19 protein-coding genes are annotated in these 20369 nt (G+C 46.6%); 5 read left to right on the forward strand and 14 right to left on the reverse strand.

The genetic code is table 11. From position 1 onward, the window contains the following. Positions 1-19: 19 nt before the first annotated feature. Both GCU39_RS32035 and GCU39_RS17170 read right to left on the reverse strand, forming a co-directional pair. The gene (locus GCU39_RS32035; RefSeq protein WP_227793246.1) at positions 20-163 is read right to left on the reverse strand and encodes a hypothetical protein; all 144 of its coding nucleotides are present in this window, start codon (positions 161-163) and stop codon (positions 20-22) included. 54 nt (positions 164-217) lie between these two features. Beyond that, a complete protein-coding gene (locus tag GCU39_RS17170) occupies positions 218-1756 on the reverse strand; it encodes a fumarate hydratase (RefSeq protein WP_152394637.1) in 1539 nt (512 codons plus the stop codon). Positions 1757-1949: 193 nt separating this feature from the next. On the opposite strand from GCU39_RS17170, the gene yfbR reads away from it, so the two are divergent. Then, on the forward strand, positions 1950-2543 hold the full coding sequence (yfbR, locus tag GCU39_RS17175; protein ID WP_152394638.1) for a 5'-deoxynucleotidase: 594 nt from the start codon (positions 1950-1952) through the stop codon (positions 2541-2543). A 328-nt stretch (positions 2544-2871) separates the two neighbouring features. Here the strand turns inward: yfbR and GCU39_RS17180 are convergent, their stop codons facing one another. Further along, the gene (locus GCU39_RS17180) at positions 2872-3738 is read right to left on the reverse strand and encodes an SDR family oxidoreductase (RefSeq protein ID WP_152394639.1); all 867 of its coding nucleotides are present in this window, start codon (positions 3736-3738) and stop codon (positions 2872-2874) included. 166 nt (positions 3739-3904) lie between these two features. On the opposite strand from GCU39_RS17180, the gene GCU39_RS17185 reads away from it, so the two are divergent. After that, positions 3905-4177, forward strand: a complete 273-nt coding sequence (locus GCU39_RS17185; RefSeq protein WP_152394640.1) for a hypothetical protein — start codon at positions 3905-3907, stop codon at positions 4175-4177. A 52-nt stretch (positions 4178-4229) separates the two neighbouring features. Next, positions 4230-4892: a class F sortase gene (locus GCU39_RS17190; protein WP_227793247.1), complete on the forward strand. Its 663-nt coding sequence runs from the start codon at positions 4230-4232 to the stop codon at positions 4890-4892. A 69-nt stretch (positions 4893-4961) separates the two neighbouring features. Here GCU39_RS17190 and mdh read toward each other — a convergent pair whose 3' ends face one another. From mdh to citZ, 3 genes are all read right to left on the reverse strand, one after another. Beyond that, positions 4962-5903, reverse strand: a complete 942-nt coding sequence (gene mdh, locus GCU39_RS17195; RefSeq protein ID WP_152394641.1) for a malate dehydrogenase — start codon at positions 5901-5903, stop codon at positions 4962-4964. Positions 5904-5930: 27 nt separating this feature from the next. Continuing rightward, positions 5931-7223 carry an NADP-dependent isocitrate dehydrogenase gene (gene icd / locus GCU39_RS17200; protein WP_152394642.1) on the reverse strand — a complete coding sequence of 431 codons (1293 nt, stop codon included), beginning with the start codon at positions 7221-7223 and terminating at the stop codon, positions 5931-5933. A 69-nt stretch (positions 7224-7292) separates the two neighbouring features. Further along, positions 7293-8405: a citrate synthase gene (gene citZ, locus GCU39_RS17205; RefSeq protein ID WP_152394643.1), complete on the reverse strand. Its 1113-nt coding sequence runs from the start codon at positions 8403-8405 to the stop codon at positions 7293-7295. Between the two features lie 365 nt (positions 8406-8770). On the opposite strand from citZ, the gene GCU39_RS17210 reads away from it, so the two are divergent. Further along, on the forward strand, positions 8771-10321 hold the full coding sequence (locus tag GCU39_RS17210) for a Ppx/GppA phosphatase family protein (protein ID WP_152394644.1): 1551 nt from the start codon (positions 8771-8773) through the stop codon (positions 10319-10321). An 83-nt stretch (positions 10322-10404) separates the two neighbouring features. On the opposite strand, the gene ppk1 is transcribed toward GCU39_RS17210, so the two are convergent. Continuing rightward, entirely contained in the window at positions 10405-12489 is a 2085-nt protein-coding gene (gene ppk1, locus GCU39_RS17215) for a polyphosphate kinase 1 (RefSeq protein ID WP_152394645.1), read from the reverse strand. Between the two features lie 199 nt (positions 12490-12688). On the opposite strand from ppk1, the gene ytvI reads away from it, so the two are divergent. Beyond that, positions 12689-13810: a sporulation integral membrane protein YtvI gene (gene ytvI, locus GCU39_RS17220; RefSeq protein ID WP_152394646.1), complete on the forward strand. Its 1122-nt coding sequence runs from the start codon at positions 12689-12691 to the stop codon at positions 13808-13810. Here ytvI and GCU39_RS17225 read toward each other — a convergent pair. The 7 genes from GCU39_RS17225 to GCU39_RS17255 form a co-directional block, all read right to left on the reverse strand. Continuing rightward, a complete protein-coding gene (locus tag GCU39_RS17225) occupies positions 13807-14202 on the reverse strand; it encodes an FxsA family protein (protein ID WP_152394647.1) in 396 nt (131 codons plus the stop codon). The two genes, ytvI and GCU39_RS17225, sit on opposite strands and share 4 nt — an antisense overlap. Next, entirely contained in the window at positions 14186-14695 is a 510-nt protein-coding gene (locus tag GCU39_RS17230) for an acyl-CoA thioesterase (RefSeq protein ID WP_152394648.1), read from the reverse strand. The genes GCU39_RS17225 and GCU39_RS17230 overlap by 17 nt, the downstream gene beginning before the upstream one ends. A gap of 85 nt (positions 14696-14780) precedes the next feature. Then, positions 14781-16205, reverse strand: a complete 1425-nt coding sequence (pyk, locus tag GCU39_RS17235) for a pyruvate kinase (RefSeq protein ID WP_152394649.1) — start codon at positions 16203-16205, stop codon at positions 14781-14783. A 129-nt stretch (positions 16206-16334) separates the two neighbouring features. Further along, the gene (locus tag GCU39_RS17240) at positions 16335-17297 is read right to left on the reverse strand and encodes an acetyl-CoA carboxylase carboxyltransferase subunit alpha (RefSeq protein WP_152394650.1); all 963 of its coding nucleotides are present in this window, start codon (positions 17295-17297) and stop codon (positions 16335-16337) included. Continuing rightward, entirely contained in the window at positions 17287-18192 is a 906-nt protein-coding gene (gene accD / locus GCU39_RS17245) for an acetyl-CoA carboxylase, carboxyltransferase subunit beta (RefSeq protein ID WP_152394651.1), read from the reverse strand. Before accD ends, GCU39_RS17240 begins: the two co-directional genes overlap by 11 nt. Before the next feature lie 405 nt (positions 18193-18597). After that, positions 18598-18786 carry a hypothetical protein gene (locus GCU39_RS17250; RefSeq protein WP_018756083.1) on the reverse strand — a complete coding sequence of 63 codons (189 nt, stop codon included), beginning with the start codon at positions 18784-18786 and terminating at the stop codon, positions 18598-18600. Between the two features lie 86 nt (positions 18787-18872). Then, positions 18873-19376, reverse strand: coding sequence for a phosphatidylglycerophosphatase A family protein (locus GCU39_RS17255; RefSeq protein ID WP_152394652.1), 504 nt, complete (start codon positions 19374-19376; stop codon positions 18873-18875). Positions 19377-20369 lie beyond the last annotated feature (993 nt).

Consider the following 20369-nt stretch of genomic DNA (forward strand, 5'->3'; position numbering starts at 1 on the left):
AGCCCGGCTTACGAAAGACTTACTTCAGATGCTCCATACCACATCCCAGCGCCATGACGAACGTCGAATAACCGAACAAATACGGAATGGAATCTACTGCTGGCTGCAGCATTGGAGCAAAAAGAAACCCCAGCAATAACGCACCCGGGGTCAGTAGGAACATGTATTTATCAACCCATTGACTAAACTGTATGCCGTAGGAACGCATCGATACGTCCTATTTGAACACAGGGTCTTTGAATTGAGATAACTTCGTTAAGGAGTCTTGCTCGACATCTGCATGCAGGCTGTTACCATGGGAATCCATCGTCACAATCGCAGCAAAGCCTTCCACCTGCAAATGCCACATTGCTTCTGGAATACCAAATTCCATAAAGTCTACGCCATTTACCTTGTTCAAGCATTGTGCATAATATTGCGCTGCGCCACCGATCGCGTTCAGGTAGACAGCTCCATGCTCTTGCAGCGCCGCGAGCGTCTTGGCCCCCATGCCACCTTTTCCGATCACCGCACGAATACCGAATTTCTTAATAATATCGCCTTGATAAGGCTCCTCACGAATACTTGTCGTCGGTCCAGCGGCCTTCACATGCCAGCCTTCCTCATCCTTCATCATGACAGGCCCGCAGTGGTAAATGACCGCTCCGTTCAGGTCGATCGGCGCATCATGATCCATCAAGTATTTGTGAAGCGCATCGCGGCCGGTGTGCATCTCGCCATTAATGACAACAACATCACCAACGCGAAGGGAACGAATTTGCTCTTCAGTAATCGGCGTTGTGAGTACAACTTCACGGCGTTCCGCGCCTTTAACTTCACGAACCTCTTCTTCAGCAGCATCGTTCATCGTCACTTCTGTACCTTGCTCGTAGATCCATTCTTGAATTTCGCCGCTCTCTGCGTTAATTAGTACTCCTTGTCTGCGATATGCCCAGCAGTTGTATGCCACAGAGACGAAAAAGCTCGCCGGTAGACGATCCATCACGCCGATTTTACAACCAAGCAGCGACACTTGTCCGCCGAAGCCCATCGTACCGATCCCCAGTTTATTCGCGTTCTCCAGAATATAATCTTCTAGCTTCGCTAGATCTTCAATCTCGTTCACGTCATCCACATGCCGGAACAATTGCTGCTTCGCGAGCTCATATCCGGTTGTCCGGTCGCCGCCGATCCCTACCCCGATAAATCCAGCACTACAGCCTTGACCTTGCGCTTGATATACCGCATGCATAATGCATTTGCGAATACCATCGAGATCACGACCAGCCTTACCCAGCCCTTCTAACTCCGTAGGCAGACTGTATTGGATATTCTTGTTCTCACAACCGCCGCCCTTAAGTATCAGACGCACATCAATCTCATCGCGTTCCCATTGTTCGAAATGAATGACCGGTACGCCAGGACCGATATTATCACCAGAGTTCGCACCGGTTAAAGAGTTCACGGAATTCGGACGCAGCTTGCCGTTCTTCGTCGCGCGTTGAATGGCATGCTTGATCTGCTGCTTCATGACGATTTGATTCGTCCCTACCGGGGTATGAACGATAAATGTCGGCATTCCCGTATCTTGGCAAATCGGAGACACATTACATTCCGCCATCTCAATATTTTGAGCGATTGTGGATAGCGCAATCCCTGCACGGGTTGCTTGATCTTCCGCTTCACGCGCTTTCTTCACTGCACGCCGTACATCCGCCGGCAAATTCGTCGAAGTCTCTACAATCAACTGATAGACGCTTTCTTCAAACTGCTGCATGTTGTCCATTTTCCCCTCTCATGATTCACGAAATCCTATCTTAACCATCGCTTCTATCATAGCATAGCCAGCTGGATCTATAAACGCTTTCATGTCCAATGGCTGTAAATTGTTGTGCAAATTAACCATTTCGAAGCTGGCTTCGATCGACTATGATAGGAGTATATGTTGACGATAAAGGGGACTCAAATGGATGGAAAAGCATTTTTCAGCCTATATGTATAGGCTTCGCTATATTGAACGATGGAGTCTGATGCGCAATGTGATGCCTGAGAATGTCGCGGAGCACTCGTATCATGTCGCCTTGCTCACACATATGCTCTGCACGATCGGCAATCAGGAATTCAACCGGCAAGTGGATACCCATCAAGCCGTCACGATGGCCTTATTCCATGATGCGACGGAAGTCTTCACAGGGGACATTCCCACTCCGGTCAAACACCATAACCCACGCATCCTGGCGAACTTCCGTGAGATTGAAGATATTGCTTCCGAGCGCTTAATCAGTATGGTGCCAGCTAAGCTGCTGCCTGTCTATGAACCATTGCTGGATAGCAAAGCTGATCAACATTCCGAGCTTCGCAAATACGTCAAAGCCGCCGATTTATTAGACGCCTATTTGAAGTGTGTCACCGAGCTCACCGCAGGAAATCGAGAGTTCGCTGAAGCGAAGCGCCAGACCGAGGAGAAACTTCAGCAGTTGTCGATGCCTGAGGTAGACTACTTCCTGACGTATCTTGCGCCCAGCTTCGAGAAGACGCTTGATGAGTTGTCCGAGACCGAGTAAAAACAGATTATTTCATAACAAAGAACCGCACCTCCATTTATAAGGAGAGTGCGGTTCTTTCCATTGCCGGAGCGAACATGATCGGGAACAAGAGATCCTTTATGATAGAATTTCTTAGATGAAGCTGCGTACCAACAACGGAGAGGAAGGTTGAAACTGGAGGAGTGAACACGTTCGCCTTTGTTTTCGGATTTCCTCCTTCGACAATTCATTCAAGAAATCCGATAACAACAGCGGCCGGAAGTTCAACCTTTCTCGGAGTTACAACGAGCAGCCACAACCTACAAGTTCGAGCATAACAGAGCACTTGACCAATCATGTGAGCGACCTATCCGTTCACAATGTCCCCGCCGTTCACGTGAATCATCTGGCCTGTGATGTACGAGGCATCTTCACTCGCGAGAAAGACATAACTCGCCGCGAGCTCTTCCGGCTGCCCCGGCCGCCCCATTGGCGTGTCGGAACCAAAGGTACTGACCTTCTGTTCATCGAAGCTCGCTGGAATGAGCGGCGTCCAGATCGGTCCTGGCGCGACGCCATTCACACGGATCCCTTGCGCGACGAGCGATCCTGCGAGCGAACGCGTGAAGGAGACGATCGCTCCCTTGGTCGCGGAATAATCGATTAACTCTGGGCTTCCCTTATACGCCGTAATCGATGCCGTATTGACGATGCTGCTCCCCTGTTTCAGATGAGGCAGCGCCATTTTCGTGAGATGGAAATAGCCGAAAATATTCGTCTTAAACGTTCGAAGCAGCTGTGCCGTCGTGATATCCGACAAGGACTTCTGCGGGTATTGTTCGGCTGCATTGTTCACGACAATATCAAGCTGACCCCAAGCGTCGATCACCTGCTTCACAGCTGTCTTACAGAAGTGCTCCTCCCCGATATCACCGCCGATCGCAATACACTGCCGACCGAGCTGTTCCACAGATTGCTTTGTCTCCTGTGCATCTTGTTCTTCATTAAGATAGAGGATGGCTACATCTGCGCCTTCCTTAGCGAAGGCTAAGGCCACTGCTCTACCTATTCCACTATCTCCGCCAGAGATAATTGCCTTCTTGCCTGCCAATTTCCCTGCCGGTTTATAATGTTTCCCCTCAAAAGCGGGCCTTGGTGTCATTTCCGCTTCAATACCCGGTTGCTGATTCTGATGTTGCGGCGGGTTGATCGCTTTTTGCTTGGACTGCGGCATACTTATTCCTCCTACACTAACACAAGTTCTCGGTTAGATTGCCCCAATTCCCCACACTTATAACAAACTGGTAATGTTCTATCCATAAAACACCTATACTGACCTGCTCGAAGTTGGGCAAATTAATACTCGTAAAGCCAAACTCAATCTTTAGGAGGTTATTTCATTGAAAAAAATCGCAGCAGCAGTCCTTTCCGCCTGTTTAGTATTATCTGTCGCTTCCGTAGCGTCAGCAGCTCCAGCAGAGCAACATCCGAAACACAAAATGCATGCGAAAAGTCATCATAAGATGCATGCGAAAAGCCACAAAATGCATGCAAAGAGCACACATAAAACGAAAAAGCTGCATGCAAAATCCCACAAAAAAGGTCATATCAAGATGAAAGGCTTAACGCCGAAAGCATTACCGAAAACAGGTTTTGGCGGCGTAAGCGAATAACAATAAAAAGAGGGGAAACCCTCTTTTTAATCATTTTTGCTAAGGAATTGAAATGATGACACCAAAACAGCGAAATTCCTTTATCATTGCCATTGTTATGACCTTACTTTTTGTTGGATGCTCTACGCGGCCTTCTGCAGAAGTGAAACCTCAAGTTTTACCCAAAAATCAACCTACGCAGGAGATGGCACCTCTACAACCCAAAACAGAGTCGCTGCCACCATCAGCCGCTTCATCAATTGCTGTGAAGTCTGAAAAAGCAGTCCGCACTGGCATCATTCCCAATAAAATACTTATACCATCCGTTCGGATCCAGACGTCCGTAGAACCTGTCGGTGTTCTCGATAACGGCCAGATGGAAGTCCCTGAATCTACAGAACGTGTCGGCATCTTAATGAATGGTGTGAAAGCAGGGGAGCAAGGAAATGCCGTTATCGCAGGACATGTTGATAACTATACGGGACCGGCTATATTCTATGGTCTCAAAAAATTAAAAAAAGATGATCCGATCATTCTCTCCGATGCCTCTGGAAAATACTTGGTCTATAAGGTGCTCTCTGTCGAATCGTTTAAGACTGCAGAGGCACCGATCGACCGGGTATTTGGTAAAACGGATGAATCGCGGTTAAATCTGATCACTTGTACAGGGAAGTATGATCGCAAGAAGAAAGAGCATGAGAAACGATTGATTGTTTTCGCACGGCTCATGAAATAAATATCTCCACATGAAAAACCCCGAGACCAATATTGGTCTCGGGGTTCTCGATATATCCATTTCGTGGCATTAACCTTGAACGACTTTGATCACATTACGAACAGAATCTGCCGATTTATCCAGCGCAGCTTTCTCATCTGCCGTTAATTCAAGCTCGAATACTTTCTCGATGCCGTTACCGCCAAGAATTGTCGGTACGCCTAAGAACAAGTTGTGATAGCCGTATTCACCTTCAAGCAATGCGATAACTGGAATGATGCGTTTCTTATCTTTAATAATCGCTTCTGCCATCTGAACCAAGGAAGCTGCTGGTGCATAGTATGCACTACCGTTACCGAGCAAGTTAACGATTTCGCCGCCGCCAACGCGAGTGCGTTGAACGATGGCTTCGATGCGATCGGCCGGTATTAATTTCTCGATTGGGATACCGCCTACGTTCGAATAACGAACGAGAGGTACCATATCGTCGCCGTGGCCGCCAAGTACGAAACCACGTACGTCTTCAACCGATACGTGAAGCTCTTGTGCGATGAATGTGCAATAGCGAGCCGTATCTAGAACACCGGATTGACCGATAACTCGGTTTTTAGGGAAGCCAAGTGTCTCGAACGCTGCATATGTCATTGCATCGACAGGGTTGCTAAGGATGATGACAATCGAATCTGGGCAATATTTCTTGATATTCTCACAGACCGATCTAACGATACTTGCGTTCGTGCTCACAAGATCATCACGGCTCATGCCCGGTTTGCGAGCAATCCCCGCCGTTATGATCACGATATCGGAATCTGCTGTATCTTCGTAATTGGACGTACCGATAATGTTGCTATCGAAGCCTTGAACTGGACTTGCTTCCAGCATATCAAGTGCTTTTCCTTTCGTCGGGTTCTCAAGCTGAGGTATATCCAGCAGCACTACATCCCCGAGTTCTTTTTGCGCAAGCATTAATGCTGTTGTTGCTCCTGTGAATCCAGCGCCAACGACGGTAATCTTTTTACGTTGAATAGCCATGATTGCAATTGCCTCCCTTAAATGAAACTACATATTTTTGATAATTTCATCCGCAAATGCAGAGCATTTCACTTCTGTCGCGCCTTCCATGAGACGAGCAAAGTCGTAAGTTACTGTTTTGTTGTTGATGGAAGTCTCCATCCCTTTGTAGATGAGGTCTGCAGCTTCCTGCCAGCCGAGGTGCTCTAGAAGCATAACGCCGGATAGGATAACAGAACCTGGGTTCACTACGTCAAGATCTGCATATTTCGGAGCCGTACCATGTGTCGCTTCGAAGATCGCGTGACCTGTTACATAGTTGATATTCGCACCTGGTGCAATACCGATACCGCCAACTTGGGCTGCAAGCGCATCAGACAAATAGTCACCGTTCAAGTTAAGCGTTGCGATGACATCGAAGTCTGTTGGACGTGTCAATACTTGTTGCAATGCGATGTCCGCGATCGCGTCTTTAACAAGAATAGCACCTGCTGCAAGCGCATCTGCTTGTGCTTTGTTCGCTGTATCTACGCCGTCAGCTGCTTTGATACGGTCATATTGATCCCAAGTGAATACTTTATCGCCGAATTCTTGCTCAGCCACTTCGTATCCCCAGTTCTTGAACGCGCCTTCCGTGAACTTCATAATGTTCCCCTTATGTACCAGGGTTACACTCTTACGTCCATGCTTAATAGCGTATTCAACAGCAGCGCGCACTAGACGCTTGGAGCCCTCTTCCGATACAGGTTTAATCCCGATACCCGAAGTCTCTGGGAAGCGAATTTTCTTCACGCCCATTTCTTGTTGCAAGAACTCAAGCACTTTCTTCACTTCAGCAGAACCTGAAGCATACTCGATACCTGCATAGATATCTTCTGTATTCTCACGGAAAATGACCATGTCTACGAGTTCAGGACGTTTTACAGGCGAAGGTACGCCATCGAAATAACGAACTGGACGCAAACAAGTATACAAATCTAATTCTTGACGAAGCGCAACGTTCAAGGAACGAATACCGCCGCCGATTGGCGTTGTAAGAGGTCCTTTGATCGCTACGATATATTCACGAATCGCTGTTAACGTATCATTTGGCAACCACTCGCCGTACGCATTGAATGCTTTCTCCCCTGCAAACACTTCGTACCAAGCGATTTTCTTGTCGCCATTGTAAGCTTTCTCTACCGCTGCATCCAGCACGCGTTTGGAAGCTTTCCAGATATCGCGGCCTGTGCCGTCACCTTCGATGAATGGAATAATCGGGTTGCTAGGAACCTGAAGTTTTCCGTTATCGATCGTAATTTTGTCGCCTTCTGTTGGTAAAGCAAATTTCTCGAGTTGCATGTAATAAATCCTCCTTCATCTTCTTACGAATTCTATCTATCAACACTACCTATGATCATACAGGAAAGATCAACGATTTTGAATCGGAACATATTTTTGATTCGTGAGACCCGTATATTCTGCGCGAGGGCGAATAAGTCGGTTATTCTCATACTGTTCCAAAATATGCGCTGTCCATCCGGATACACGGCTGATCGCAAAGATTGGTGTAAAGAGCTCGCGCTGAATGCCAAGGATCGTATAGACCGATGCAGAGTAGAAATCAACATTCGGCTTGAGACCCTTCTGGCCTGTAACCATCTCTTCAATACGAACGGACATGTCGTACAATTCCGTGTTGCCTTGCAGCTCGCTGAGGTTTTGCGACATCTTCTGCAAATGCTTCGCACGCGGATCGCCGTTCTTGTATACACGATGACCAAAGCCCATAATCTTTTCTTTGTTATCCAGCTTGGTCTGAACATAATCTTCGACACGATCGAAGGATCCGATCTCCTCTAACATGACCATCACCGCTTCGTTCGCTCCGCCATGAAGAGGTCCCTTCAATGCGCCAATTGCTGAAGTTACGCCAGAATAAATATCCGATAAGGTTGCAACGGTTACGCGCGCTGCGAATGTGGATGCATTCAACTCATGGTCTGCATGAAGAACGAGAGCTTGATTTAGCGCTTTCACGGCTAGTTCGCTAGGTTCTTCCCCATTGAGCATATACAAAAAGTTATGCGCAATAGATACGCCGGCTTTTGGGGCAATCGGCTCAAGACCTGCGCGAAGACGAGATAAAGCAGCTACAATCGTTGGCAATTGCGCTTGCAATTTAATCGCTTTCCGGGTATTCGCTTCAGGACTCATATCATTCGCTGTTTCATCATACAAAGCAAGTGCAGAGACGGCCGACCGCAATGCTGCCATCGTGTTCGTCCCACTAGGATACAATCTCATTTGGTCAACCAATTCAGCTGGAATCGCGGCGGATTCACTCAGGTCACGAAGCAATTGATCCAATTCGGCTTGCACAGGGAATCTTCCAAACCAGAGTAAATAGATTACTTCTTCAAAAGATGCATTTACTGCAAGATCATCAATATTATAGCCACGGTATGTCAGAGCACCGTCAATAATGGAGCTGATCGATGAAGTTGTTGCAACAATTCCTTCCAAGCCCTTTGTCGCTGTCATATACTTCTCTCCTTTGCAATGTTAGCGAGATAATCGTTAAAAAAAGATAAAAGCAGCGTGAAATTTGTCCGAAAATGAAAGCGGTTCCCTTCCAGGTCCCTCTATTTGTCAATACTCATTGCTATACTAATAATATAAGACTTTGGCTGTTATGTGAACACGTAAAGCTGGAAAAGGGAATAGAATTGATTTATCACACCTATAATAAAAAGATGTCAGTATAAGGAAAAATGAGTAAATCTGATACGTGGTCAACATGTGAACGCGCGTACGATGAATCCGATTATCTTTTTTTGTAACCTATTTCATAGGGTCAATTAAAGATGGTACAATAAGCGAAAATCAGCAAAAAAAGGGGCATCCGCATGCGCAATTCATTATGTATCGGCATCATTGACATCGGATCCAATTCCATTCGACTCGTCGTATACAATCGTTCAGAGAACGGAGCTTTTCAAATTATTGATGAGAGCAAATACGCAGCAAGGCTTAGTCAGCTTGTCGATTCGGAGAATGTTATCGATTTGGATCAACTCGGGCCATTGATTGAACGTTTAAATCATTTCAAGCGGATTTGTGAAATCCATCAAGCAGATACGATCCGCGTGGCGGCGACAGCCGCGATCCGCAATGCGGTCAATCGGGACGCGCTCATCTCGTATTTGCAACAACATACCGGCTTAACAATCGAAGTCATATCCGGCGAGCAGGAGGCCTACTACGGATTTATTAGCATGGCGAACACCATGGACGTTCATGACGGATTTCTTATAGACATCGGCGGCGGCAGCACCGAGATCACTTTATTTAGAGATCGTAAGATCGTGAAGAGCGTGTCCTTCCCGTTTGGTTGTGTAAATACAGCGAAAACATTCGGTCAGAGTGATCCCTTATCCGATTCGGATTTGATGCGGATACAAGCCATGATCCAAGAAGCTATAGTACGGGAACCGTGGCTTACAAATGCACCAGGTTTGCCTATGATCTGTTTAGGCGGAGCAGCACGCACCATTGCTAAAATGGAGCAGATGCGCACAAAATACTCGCTCCAACGTATTCATCAATACCAAATGGAATCCGCTCAAGTGTCAGACATGCTGGATCGGCTCCGAGAACTCCCGTTCGCGCAGCGCGCCAGCGTACCCGGATTGTCCAAAGACCGTGTAGATATCATTATTCCCGGCATCATTATTCTACAGACGATGTTCCAGCATTGCAGTTGCACGCATTATTTGATGAGCGGCTCAGGTATACGAGATGGCCTGTTCTATGAGACCATTATGCCGAAAGCGCCGATTGTCCCAGACGTATTGGAACACAGCCTGAATAACTTGATGGCTCTGCGTTTATCCGCTATTCCAAGGGATCATGTCGACCAAGTCAACCGACTTGGGAACCAGCTTTTCCAAAGCCTTCAAGAGAACAAGCCATTTAAGCTGACTACACAGGACGGGTTGTATTTGCACATCAGCTCATTGCTCTATCGAATCGGTACTATGATTGATTATTACGGGTATAGTCAACATACATTTTATCTGATCATGAATGCACGCCTATATGGCTTGACGCATCGGGAACAAATCCTCTGCGCTATGATTGCCTCTTATACGACCAAAGGCCGTGCGCGTCGAGCCGTTGCTGAGTACAAAGATATACTTGATGAAAGCGATTATCCGCGAATATGCAAGCTAGGGTCTTTGCTCCAGCTGGCCATTGCGCTCGACAAAAGCGAAACGCAATCCATACAATCACTGGACATTCTAATTCGAAAAAATAAATTGCGGATACAGGCCTTGCGCCATCATGGTATCGCCTTTGAACAGATGGAAGTGCAAGGTGTAGCAAAAGAGTTCAAAAAATCGTGGGAGCTTACCCCTATACTCACATCAGAGATTGAACCACTTGCCTCAACTTGAGAAACACAACAAAAAGGAGCCGCTTCGTTGAAGCTGGCTCCTTTTGATTCAAACACGTCAATTGGGGTGGCTTGTGTCCCTCATCAGACACGGACAGGCATGACCTTCCATGCTTCAATCTGCATCGCTTCGAACTGGCTCCGGCAAGGTCTGCCGTCTTGTCTCACACGCGCATACGTGCCATTCAATTGTAATTCCCTTGCCTTTACATTATCTCGCAGCTTCAACTGAAGCATTTGAATCAGGGACTTACAGAGCGCCTTATCGATCACGGGACACATGAGTTCAATCCGTCGCGTCAAATTCCTTGTCATCCAATCCGCACTCGATAAATACACTTCTTCGTCTCCGCCATTTTTGAAATAGATAATCCGAGAATGCTCCAAGAACCGATCCACGATGCTAATGACGCGAATATTCTCGCTGAGGCCTGGCACTCCTGGTCGCAAACAACATACCCCTCGCACGATGAGGTCGATCCGAACGCCCATCTGCGAAGCCGCATAGAGATGGTCAATCATTTCTTGATTGGACAATGAATTCACTTGCGCGATAATATGCGCTTCCTTCCCTTCTGCGGCCCATTTCATTTCGCGTTCGATCTTCATGATCAGCTTGTCCTTTAATTCCGTAGGCGCAACGCCAAATGCCTGCCAATCATGCGGTGCGGAATACCCCGTCACCTCATTGAACAGAAGCGACGCATCTTCGCCGATCACGGGGTTCGCTGTGAACAAACCTGCATCCGTGTATAGCTTGGCTGTATTTTCATTGTAATTGCCGGTTCCAACGTGGACATACCTACGGAGCATCGACTGTTCGCGCCGAACGACAAGCGTAATCTTCGCATGCGTTTTTAAGCCTACGAGTCCGTATACAACATGACAACCCGCCTTTTCGAGTTGGCGTGCCCAAGCGATATTCCGTTCTTCGTCGAACCGCGCCTTCAGCTCTACGACAACGGTCACTTGCTTCCCGGACTCAGCTGCCCTCGCCAGCGCCTGAACAAGGATAGAGTTGCCTGAGACACGGTATAACGTCATTTTAATCGCTAGTACTTCAGGGTCATCCGCAGCTTGACATACAAAATCGTTCACGGCATCAAATGATTCATAGGGATGATACATCAGCACATCCTTCGTCCGCAGCACTTGGAACAAATCTTCTGCATCGGCCAACTCTTCTGGATATACGGGGTCGAGCTTAGGAAATCGCAGATGGTCCACATTCTGCAGCGACATCGCGAACTTCATCAAGAAGCTTAAGTCAATGGGACCGTCAATCGTAAACACATGCTCCATAATTTCGAACTCTTCTTTGAGCAGTTGAAGCGCATAGGGGTGCATCCCTGATTCGACTTCGAGTCGGACCGGAACACCCCAACGACGACGCCTTAGCTCTTTCTCAATCTCTTCCAGTAAATCCTCTGCGCCTTCTTCATCCAGCGTCAGGTCGGCGTTCCTTGTCATGCGGAACCCATGAACAGCAACAGGGATATAGCCGCTAAACAACATTTCAATATGTACTTTAATCAGGTCTTCTAACAAGATGAACTCTTGTTTCTTGCTGTTCGTCCGACTAGGAACATGAATATACCTCGGAAGGATCGATGGGACCTGTACGACGGCAAAAAACAGATCTTGATCGGTTTCCTTCGATCCATCCGACCATTCATGTTTCCGTTGTAATACGACGGCCAGATACAGCTCGTTCGTATGAACCAACGGAAAAGGGCGGCTCTGGTCCACAGCCATTGGCGTTAATACCGGAAACACAATTTCATCAAAATAAACCTGCATGGCTTTTTGCTGCGTGTTATTCAAATCGTCAAACGTTGTAAATACCAAACCCTCTTTATGCAAACTCCGAATTAATTCCCGATAGGTTCGATATTGATCCGTTACTGCTTTGTTCGTCCGCTTCATCAAGCGCTTCAATAACCCTGAAGGGGTATAGCCGGTAAAGTCTTTTTTGTGATATCCAAGCCGTATTTGATCATGGATACCCGCGACGCGCACACTCATAAACTCATCCAAATTGCTTGATACAATTGATAAAAATTTCACCCGTTCCAAGAGCGGCGTCTCTGGATCCTGGGCCTCCTCCAGAACCCGGCGATTAAACTCCAACCAACTTAAGTCACGATTCACATATTTTGCAGAAATCATCCGTGTCTGAATTCCTCTCTCCACAAGGGATTAAACCTTATCCTATTATGAGTCTATTATTCAGTACGAATGTTTGGACAGTTTTAAGATTTTGTAAACGCAGTGTAAACATAAATTAAAGTCGTGATTTGATCAATACAAGCATAGGTATAGGAGAGACAAGTATTAACGCATTCTCGCTAGAAGGGAGCACTCTCCTGTGGAACATTTGGTTGTCAAAAAACTGCTGCGCGGCTGCTGGGTTCTCTTCATCTGCATCGCCATCATATACGCGCTCTACTTCGTTACGCCGCTGATCTACCCGTTCGTCTTAGCGTGGGTTATCGCTTATTTCCTCAATCCCATCGTCAATATGCTAGAGCAGAAGATGAGGATGCCCCGGTGGCTTGCCGTCACAATCGCCATATTCGGATTCGTCGTTACGATGCTGACCATCGTGTCCGCTGTCATTACGCGCATCATTATCGAAATCTTCAACTTATCTCAGTCGCTTGAAGGCAGCATCGATAATCTGAAGAACATGTTCGTGAACATCCTCGAAAACGAACGGCTAAACCGATTCATCACCCAAATCAGCTCATTCTATGAAAATAACCACAGCGTGCAGGACACCATCAACAACAATATGAACCATACGGCACAGACTTTAGCCGATGCCTTCTCCAACCTGATCAGCACGATGCTGAACAGCATCCTGTCCATTCTCTCCTCGCTGCCGAATATCGCCACGATCTTCATCGTCGTCATTCTGGCTGTCTTCTTTATTAGTAAAGATTGGGTTGAGCTTATGCGATGGGTACGCAAATGGCTGCCTGAGCGCGTCAAGCAGCCAGTCTCGATCATATGGGTCGATCTTCAGAAAGCATTGGTCGGATATCTCAGAGCGCAATTTATCGTAATCTCGTTAACAGCCATCGTTGTCATTCTAGGCCTAATTATTCTACATATCCAATATGCGATTACGATTGGGCTGCTCATTGGTCTCCTTGACCTCATGCCCTATCTCGGGGTTGGTATTGCGATGGTACCGTGGATTGCCTATTCTTACATGAGTGGCGACCATAATCAAGCCATTGGTCTTGGTATCCTCTACTGTGTCATTCTCATTGCAAGGCAGATTGTTGAGCCGAAAATCCTTGCTTCGAGCGTGGGGTTAAATCCGCTTCCCACGTTAATCGCCATGTTCGTCGGTCTTCAACTCTTCGGCATACTCGGACTCATTATTGGCCCTGTTACGCTCGTCATTGCATCCGCAATCCAACGTGCGAACGTGTTCCGTGACGTATGGCATTATATTTTTAGAGGTGGGCGTCACATCTAACGGCGGTAGATGGTAAACCGACCATTCTGCATCTTCTTCATGATCCACATGAGGATCAACCAGCGGTACAGCGGCCGCGTCAGCGGGAACGCTAACGTAAACCCAATGATATCCGTTATAAAGCCAGGAATGATGAGCAGCCATCCGCCGAGCAGCACGCATATCCCATCGATAAAGGTACGCCCAGGGACTTTTCCTTCACTCATTTGCTTCTTCGCGTCCTCTAGCACCTTCATGCCCTCAAATCGAGCGATGGCTACACCCAGAAGGGATGTAAGTGCCATGAGAAGTAACGTGTAGCCGCCGCCAATCCATCGGCTAACGAGCGTGATACCGAATGCTTCGACAATGAATACACCCAAGATAACCCACATGCTATTCCTCAATAACATCCGAGGCCCTCCTTTCTACAGCTTGTTCTAAGCAAGCATATAATTCTGGCGCTTCCTTGTCCATTCGCACCGGGCGAAAATCACGGTTGACCCATATATGATGCGTCTCACCGGATACAAGCAGCTTGCCTTCAGGCGCCGCCGTTACAGGGGATGATGCCAATGCTCTGCGCTCCTCGTCCGAATATAGACGCACTTCGGATTGGAAATGCAGCTTCCGCGAACTATAGGCAGCGATGCGGGTGCATACCGTCACTTGATCATCGTACTTCGCAGGCAGCCGGAATTTCGTCGTGAGCTCCGTAACGGGCAGCAATAATCCTCGTTTCTCAATATCAATGTATTCAATCCCTAACTCACGGATGAGCTCGGTTCGCCCAATTTCGAACCAGTTCAAATAATTCGCGTGATACACAACTCCCATTTGATCTGTCTCTTGATATCTTACCCGTAATTGCGTATAAAACCAACGGCTATATTGTTCTGCTTCCATGATTGTAGGCAGGCCCCTTTCTTGCAAAAAAAGAGCAATGGCTAGTCCCATTGCTCTTTCTTATTTTATCGCTATCTATAATGAATTAACGTTTTTTCGCGTGGCAAACTTTGATCAAGTTCGTCGAGCCGGATTGACCAGCAGGCACACCTGCAGTAATCACGATCAGATCGTCTTCTTCCACAAGACCGGAGTTGAATCCGCCTTGGATCGCGCTATCGAACATGCTGTCTGTCGATGTCGCAACTTCGCCTTTAACTGGGATAACACCCCAAGTTAATGCAAGACGACGCATCACTTGTTCTTCAGGCGTTACAGCAACGATTGGAGCTTTCGGACGGTATTTGGATACCATACGCGCTGTGTAACCGGATTGTGTCGAGCTGATGATCGCTTTTGCATCCAAATCAAGCGCAGAGCTTGCAACCGCTTGGCTGATCGCTTCTGTGATGGAAGCTTGTTGTGCTAAGCGTTGTTTGAAGAACAACTCGCGGTGATGAAGCGCCGCTTCCGCACGCTCAGCAATACGAGACATCGTCTGAACGGATTCAACAGGGTATTTCCCCGCAGCTGTCTCACCAGAAAGCATGATTGCATCTGTACCGTCGAAAATCGCGTTCGCTACGTCACTTGCTTCAGCGCGTGTAGGTCTTGGGTTACGTTGCATGGAATCAAGCATTTGTGTAGCTGTAATAACCGGTTTACCTGCACGGTTACATTTCTCAATCATCAATTTCTGTGCAAGAGGCACTTCTTCCGCTGGGATCTCAACACCAAGGTCACCACGAGCAACCATCAGGCCGTCAGACACTTCAAGGATTTCATCCAAGTTGTCCACACCTTGTTGGTTCTCAATTTTGGAGATGATTTGGATATGCGTAGCGTTATGCTTCTCAAGCAATTCACGGATTTCAAGCACGTCGCTTGCTTTACGAACGAACGAAGCTGCGATGAAGTCGATTCCTTGCTCAATACCGAAACGAATATCGCTAGCATCTTTTTCTGTGATCCCTGGCAAAGAAATTTTAACGCCTGGAACGTTAACACCTTTCTTGCTCTTGATTGTGCCGCCGTTCACAATTTTACACTTGATTTCAGTTCCTTTGATCTCAACAACTGTTAAACCAATCAAACCGTCATCGATTAGAATTGTGGATCCAACTTCGACATCATTCGGCAACTGTTCATATGTAACCGAAATGCGATCTTTATCGCCAAGAATTTCTTCTGTCGTTAATGTAATATACTCATCTTGAACCAAGTCGATAGGCTCAACTGCCAATTTACCCGTACGAATTTCTGGGCCTTTCGTATCTAGTAGAATTGCAACAGTTTTATTTAATTCCTGGCAAGCTTGACGAATCGTCTTGATTCGATTGCCGTGCTCTTCAAAATCACCATGGGAAAAATTAAGACGTGCTACATTCATGCCAGCTAGAATCAGTTTCTTTGTATTTTCTAGGGATTCGCTGGATGGACCGATCGTACATACAATTTTAGTTTTGCGCATTATGATTTCCTCCGTTTTCAAAGCATCTCTTCACAACTAATTAATTTACAACAAAATAGCATTTTTGTACATGAGAATTGTCATATCTACAATATTACCAGTCTCTCCAACTGTGCCGGAAGCCAATCATTAAACTTCATCAAAGGTAAACTTACCAATTTTCCGAAATTTATTATAGCGGTCTTCAAGCAATTGTTCTGTCGACATTTCTCTTAATTCAGACAATTGTTTCTCAATAGCCATCTTGATCCATTCCGCCTGGGAAGTCAAATCTTTATGAGCGCCTCCACGCGGTTCTGGCACGATTTCTTCAATAATTTCCATCCGCAGCAAATCAGAAGCCGTGATCTTCAGCGCTTCTGCGGCTTGATCGGCCTTACCCGCGTCTTTCCATAAAATTGAAGCTGCACCATTCGGTGAGATGGCCGAATAAATCGCATTTTCCAGCATGATGACGCGATTTCCGACGCCAAGCGCAAGTGCGCCGCCGCTTCCGCCTTCCCCAATCACAACACAAATGATCGGTACCCGAAGCAGCATCATATCACGCAAATTCCGAGCGATCGCTTCGGATTGCCCGCGCTCTTCAGCGGTGTTTCCTGGATATGCACCTTTGGTATCGATAAACGTAATAATCGGGCGATTAAACTTGTCCGCTTGCTGCATCAAACGAAGCGCTTTGCGGAATCCTTCCGGATGCGGACTGCCGAAGAAACGCGCGATATTATCTTTCATATCTTTCCCGCGTTGGTGTCCGATAACCGTAACCGGCATCCCGTTTAATTTTGCCAAGCCTCCTACAATCGCCATATCATCGCCGAACAACCGATCGCCATGAAGCTCCATGAAGTCGGTAAAAATCGCTTGAATAAAGTCAAGCGATGTCGGGCGCCCCTGGTGACGTGCTAGATGCATTTTCTGAGAAGGGGATATGTTCGTGTACACTTCTTCCTCTATTTGCTTATAGCGCTCTTCCAGGCGCGCAATTTCGTCTGTGAAATCGATCCCCTTCTCGGAGCCGAATTGTTTCAGTTCATCGATTTTTTTGCGCATTTCGACGAGAGCCGTCTCAAAAGGCATTTCATTCGCCATGTGAAACATCCCCCTTCACCGTGTGGAAATCAAGCAGTTTGGTCAATGTGCTGCGCATGTCTTTGCGATGCACAACCATGTCGAGTTGCCCATGCTTCATGTTGAACTCCGCTGTCTGGAAGTTATCTGGAAGCTTCTGACGAATCGTCTGTTCAATGACAATACGTCCCGCGAAGCCCGCACTCGCCCCAGGCTCGGCCAAAATAAAGTCGCCAAGCATCGCAAAGCTCGCCGACACCCCGCCAAAGGTTGGATCGGTGAAGACAGAAATATAGAGCCCGCCTTGTTCATGGAATTTCGCAAGTGCCGCACTCGTCTTCGCCATCTGCATAAGACTAATGATCCCTTCTTGCATGCGTGCACCGCCGGACGTCGAGAAGATGATAAGCGGATATTTCTTCTGCATCGCCGTCTCAATCGCGCGTGTCACTTTCTCGCCGACAACGCTGCCCATACTGCCGCTGAAGAAATCAAAGCTCATAACGGCAAGGACGACCGGATACCCTCCGATCGTTCCTTCACCGGTTACAACAGCTTCTGAGAGACCTGAATTCGCCTTCTGCTGCTCAAGTTTCTTGGTATACCCTGGGAATTCCAATGGATCTTCGGAAATCATATTCGCATCATATTCGAAAAACCGGCCTTCATCGACCGTGAGTGCAATACGATCCCTAGCGTTCAGACGCATATGATGTCCGCAACTGGAACACACCATCAGACTCTTCTCTAATTCCTTCGTAAAGTGAATCGTGCCACATTTCGAGCACTTATTCATGAGTCCTTCCGGAATTTCGCGTTTTGGACGCTCGCCTTCTTCCGTTCCACCCGTGCGTACCGTGCGTTCGGAAGGGACGGTAGCGTACTTTCTTTTTTTCTGGAATAAGTCTTTTAACACAACTACACCCCACAAAAGCCTTATTTTTGTTGCATATTACGAATAAGCAATATTTTAATCAAGTTCAAAAATCGACTTATCAGCACCTGAAAGTTTTCGAAGAAAACTACATCGTAAGCATAAGCTTAGGTTGCATGAAACTGAAGCCAAGCTTCCGAAGCGAGTTTTTTATGAAAAACTTGTAGAGGAGCGGAGTTTAGGCAAAACCTAAATGAGCACCGGACTTCAAAAGATGAATGCAAGATTCGATGCCGAATCAGCTTCTCGGAAATTCATCGTGATGAGATAAACTTAGATCGATGCAATCCACAGGTGTGCGACCGCGTAACGTTGTAAGTTTATTCGCCAATCATCAAGCCATTGCTTGATGATGTGGACATAAGGTGTATTTTTGAATCACCATAATTACGAATTTAAAATGGAATTGAGTACTTCTTGCACTTCCTCCAGTTCGCCTGAAGGAACTAAAATTTCAAACTGCTGCTTCGATAGATTAATAGGGCGGACTTGCACCAAAAAACCTTCTTCGGACAGTTTCGACTTGAGTCTGTCTGCAATCTTCGCTGTAGGAGCAATATAAATAACCGTCCACATGCGCTTCGTCCTCCTTAATCTCACAAATTAGCCCAATTAATGCAATAATGATAACATAACTCCCTTTTTAACATCAAGAATGCGATCTAGTTGGCACCGGGAGGATGCAGTGGATATACGATAGCTTTCGGGTCGGCATGCGCGATTCTGGCAGAAGCCGCTGCGGCAAGACCAGCAACAAGATCGTCCAAAAATACGTGAATATGCGCGCCCTTCGAATTCAGATGATGAATGATGCCAATTTTCTCTTTATCCAAGTAACCAAAGCTTGTCAACCCGATCATCCCGTACACATTCGTAATGCCGAGAGCAAGTGTCTCATCCACACCAAATAGGGACTCATCTGCTTCCATAATTGCTTGCAATGGCTGCGGCAGCTTCTTCTGTTCTGCGAGTTCATCCAAAGCAATGCCGGTATACAGTGTATATTGGACTTCCCGCTTATGCAATACCGCAATGACACTATCTTCACAATCTTTCATGGTTAGGCTGGCGTTATATGGAATCTGAAGCTTATGAACTATTTCCGCAATCGATTGGATCGTAACTCCGCGTCGTTTCAGCATTTCTACCACGATTTCATATGACATACGATCTCCCACCTGTCCTTTGAGTGTAACCTAAATGTATGCAGACGGAAGATCAAATGTTCATAGAAACGTAAAAATTTATTTTTTTCATAATGAAAGAAAATGCTTCGTTTTCAAGGTGCTTATCACCAGCATTTCCCGGATATAGGATGAGCAACCATAAGCTTGCAGGTTATGCTGCTGGAGGAATGCTCGCGGCGGGTCAGAGGCTGGAGACGCACTTGTACTCTAAAGACTTCAAGCCCTGTTCGCTTCAAAAAACGTCTATTGGCTCGTTTTTTGGTGCGGAAGAACACCGCTGTGCGTCTTAATCGCTGCTTCCACGCTAATTAACTGCTTTTTTGCAGTTATTTCGTGCTCAACTTGCTGCTCCCACGCTAATTAACTGCTTTTTTGCAGTTATTTCACGCTCCACTTACTACTTCTTCGCCATTAACTGCTTTTTTGCAGTTATTTCGCGCTACACTTGCTGCTTCCACGCTAATTAACTGCTTTTTTGCAGTTATTTCACGTTCTACTTGCTACTTCTTCGCCATTAACTGCTTTTTTGCAGTTATTTCGTGCTCAACTTGCTGTTTCCACGCTAATTAACTGCTTTTTTGCAGTTATTTCGTGCTCAACTCGCTGCTTCTTCGCCATTAACTGCTTTTTTGCAGTTATTTCGTGCTCAACTTGCTGCTTCTTCGCTAATTAACTGCTTTTTTGCAGTTATTTCGTACTCAACTTGCTACTTCTTCGCCAATAACTGCTTTTTTGCAGTTATTTCGCGCTACACTTGCTGCTTCCACGCTAATTAACTGCTTTTTTGCAGTTATTTCACGTTCTACTTGCTACTTCTTCGCCATTAACTGCTTTTTTGCAGTTATTCCGTGCTCAACTTGCTACTTCTTCGCCATTAACTGCTTTTTTGCAGTTATTTCGTGCTCAACTTGCTACTTCCACGCTAATTAACTGCTTTTTTGCAGTTATTTCACGTTCTACTTCCTACGTGAT

The sequence above is a fragment of the Paenibacillus guangzhouensis genome, from assembly GCF_009363075.1.
Classification (GTDB): domain Bacteria; phylum Bacillota; class Bacilli; order Paenibacillales; family Paenibacillaceae; genus Paenibacillus_K; species Paenibacillus_K guangzhouensis.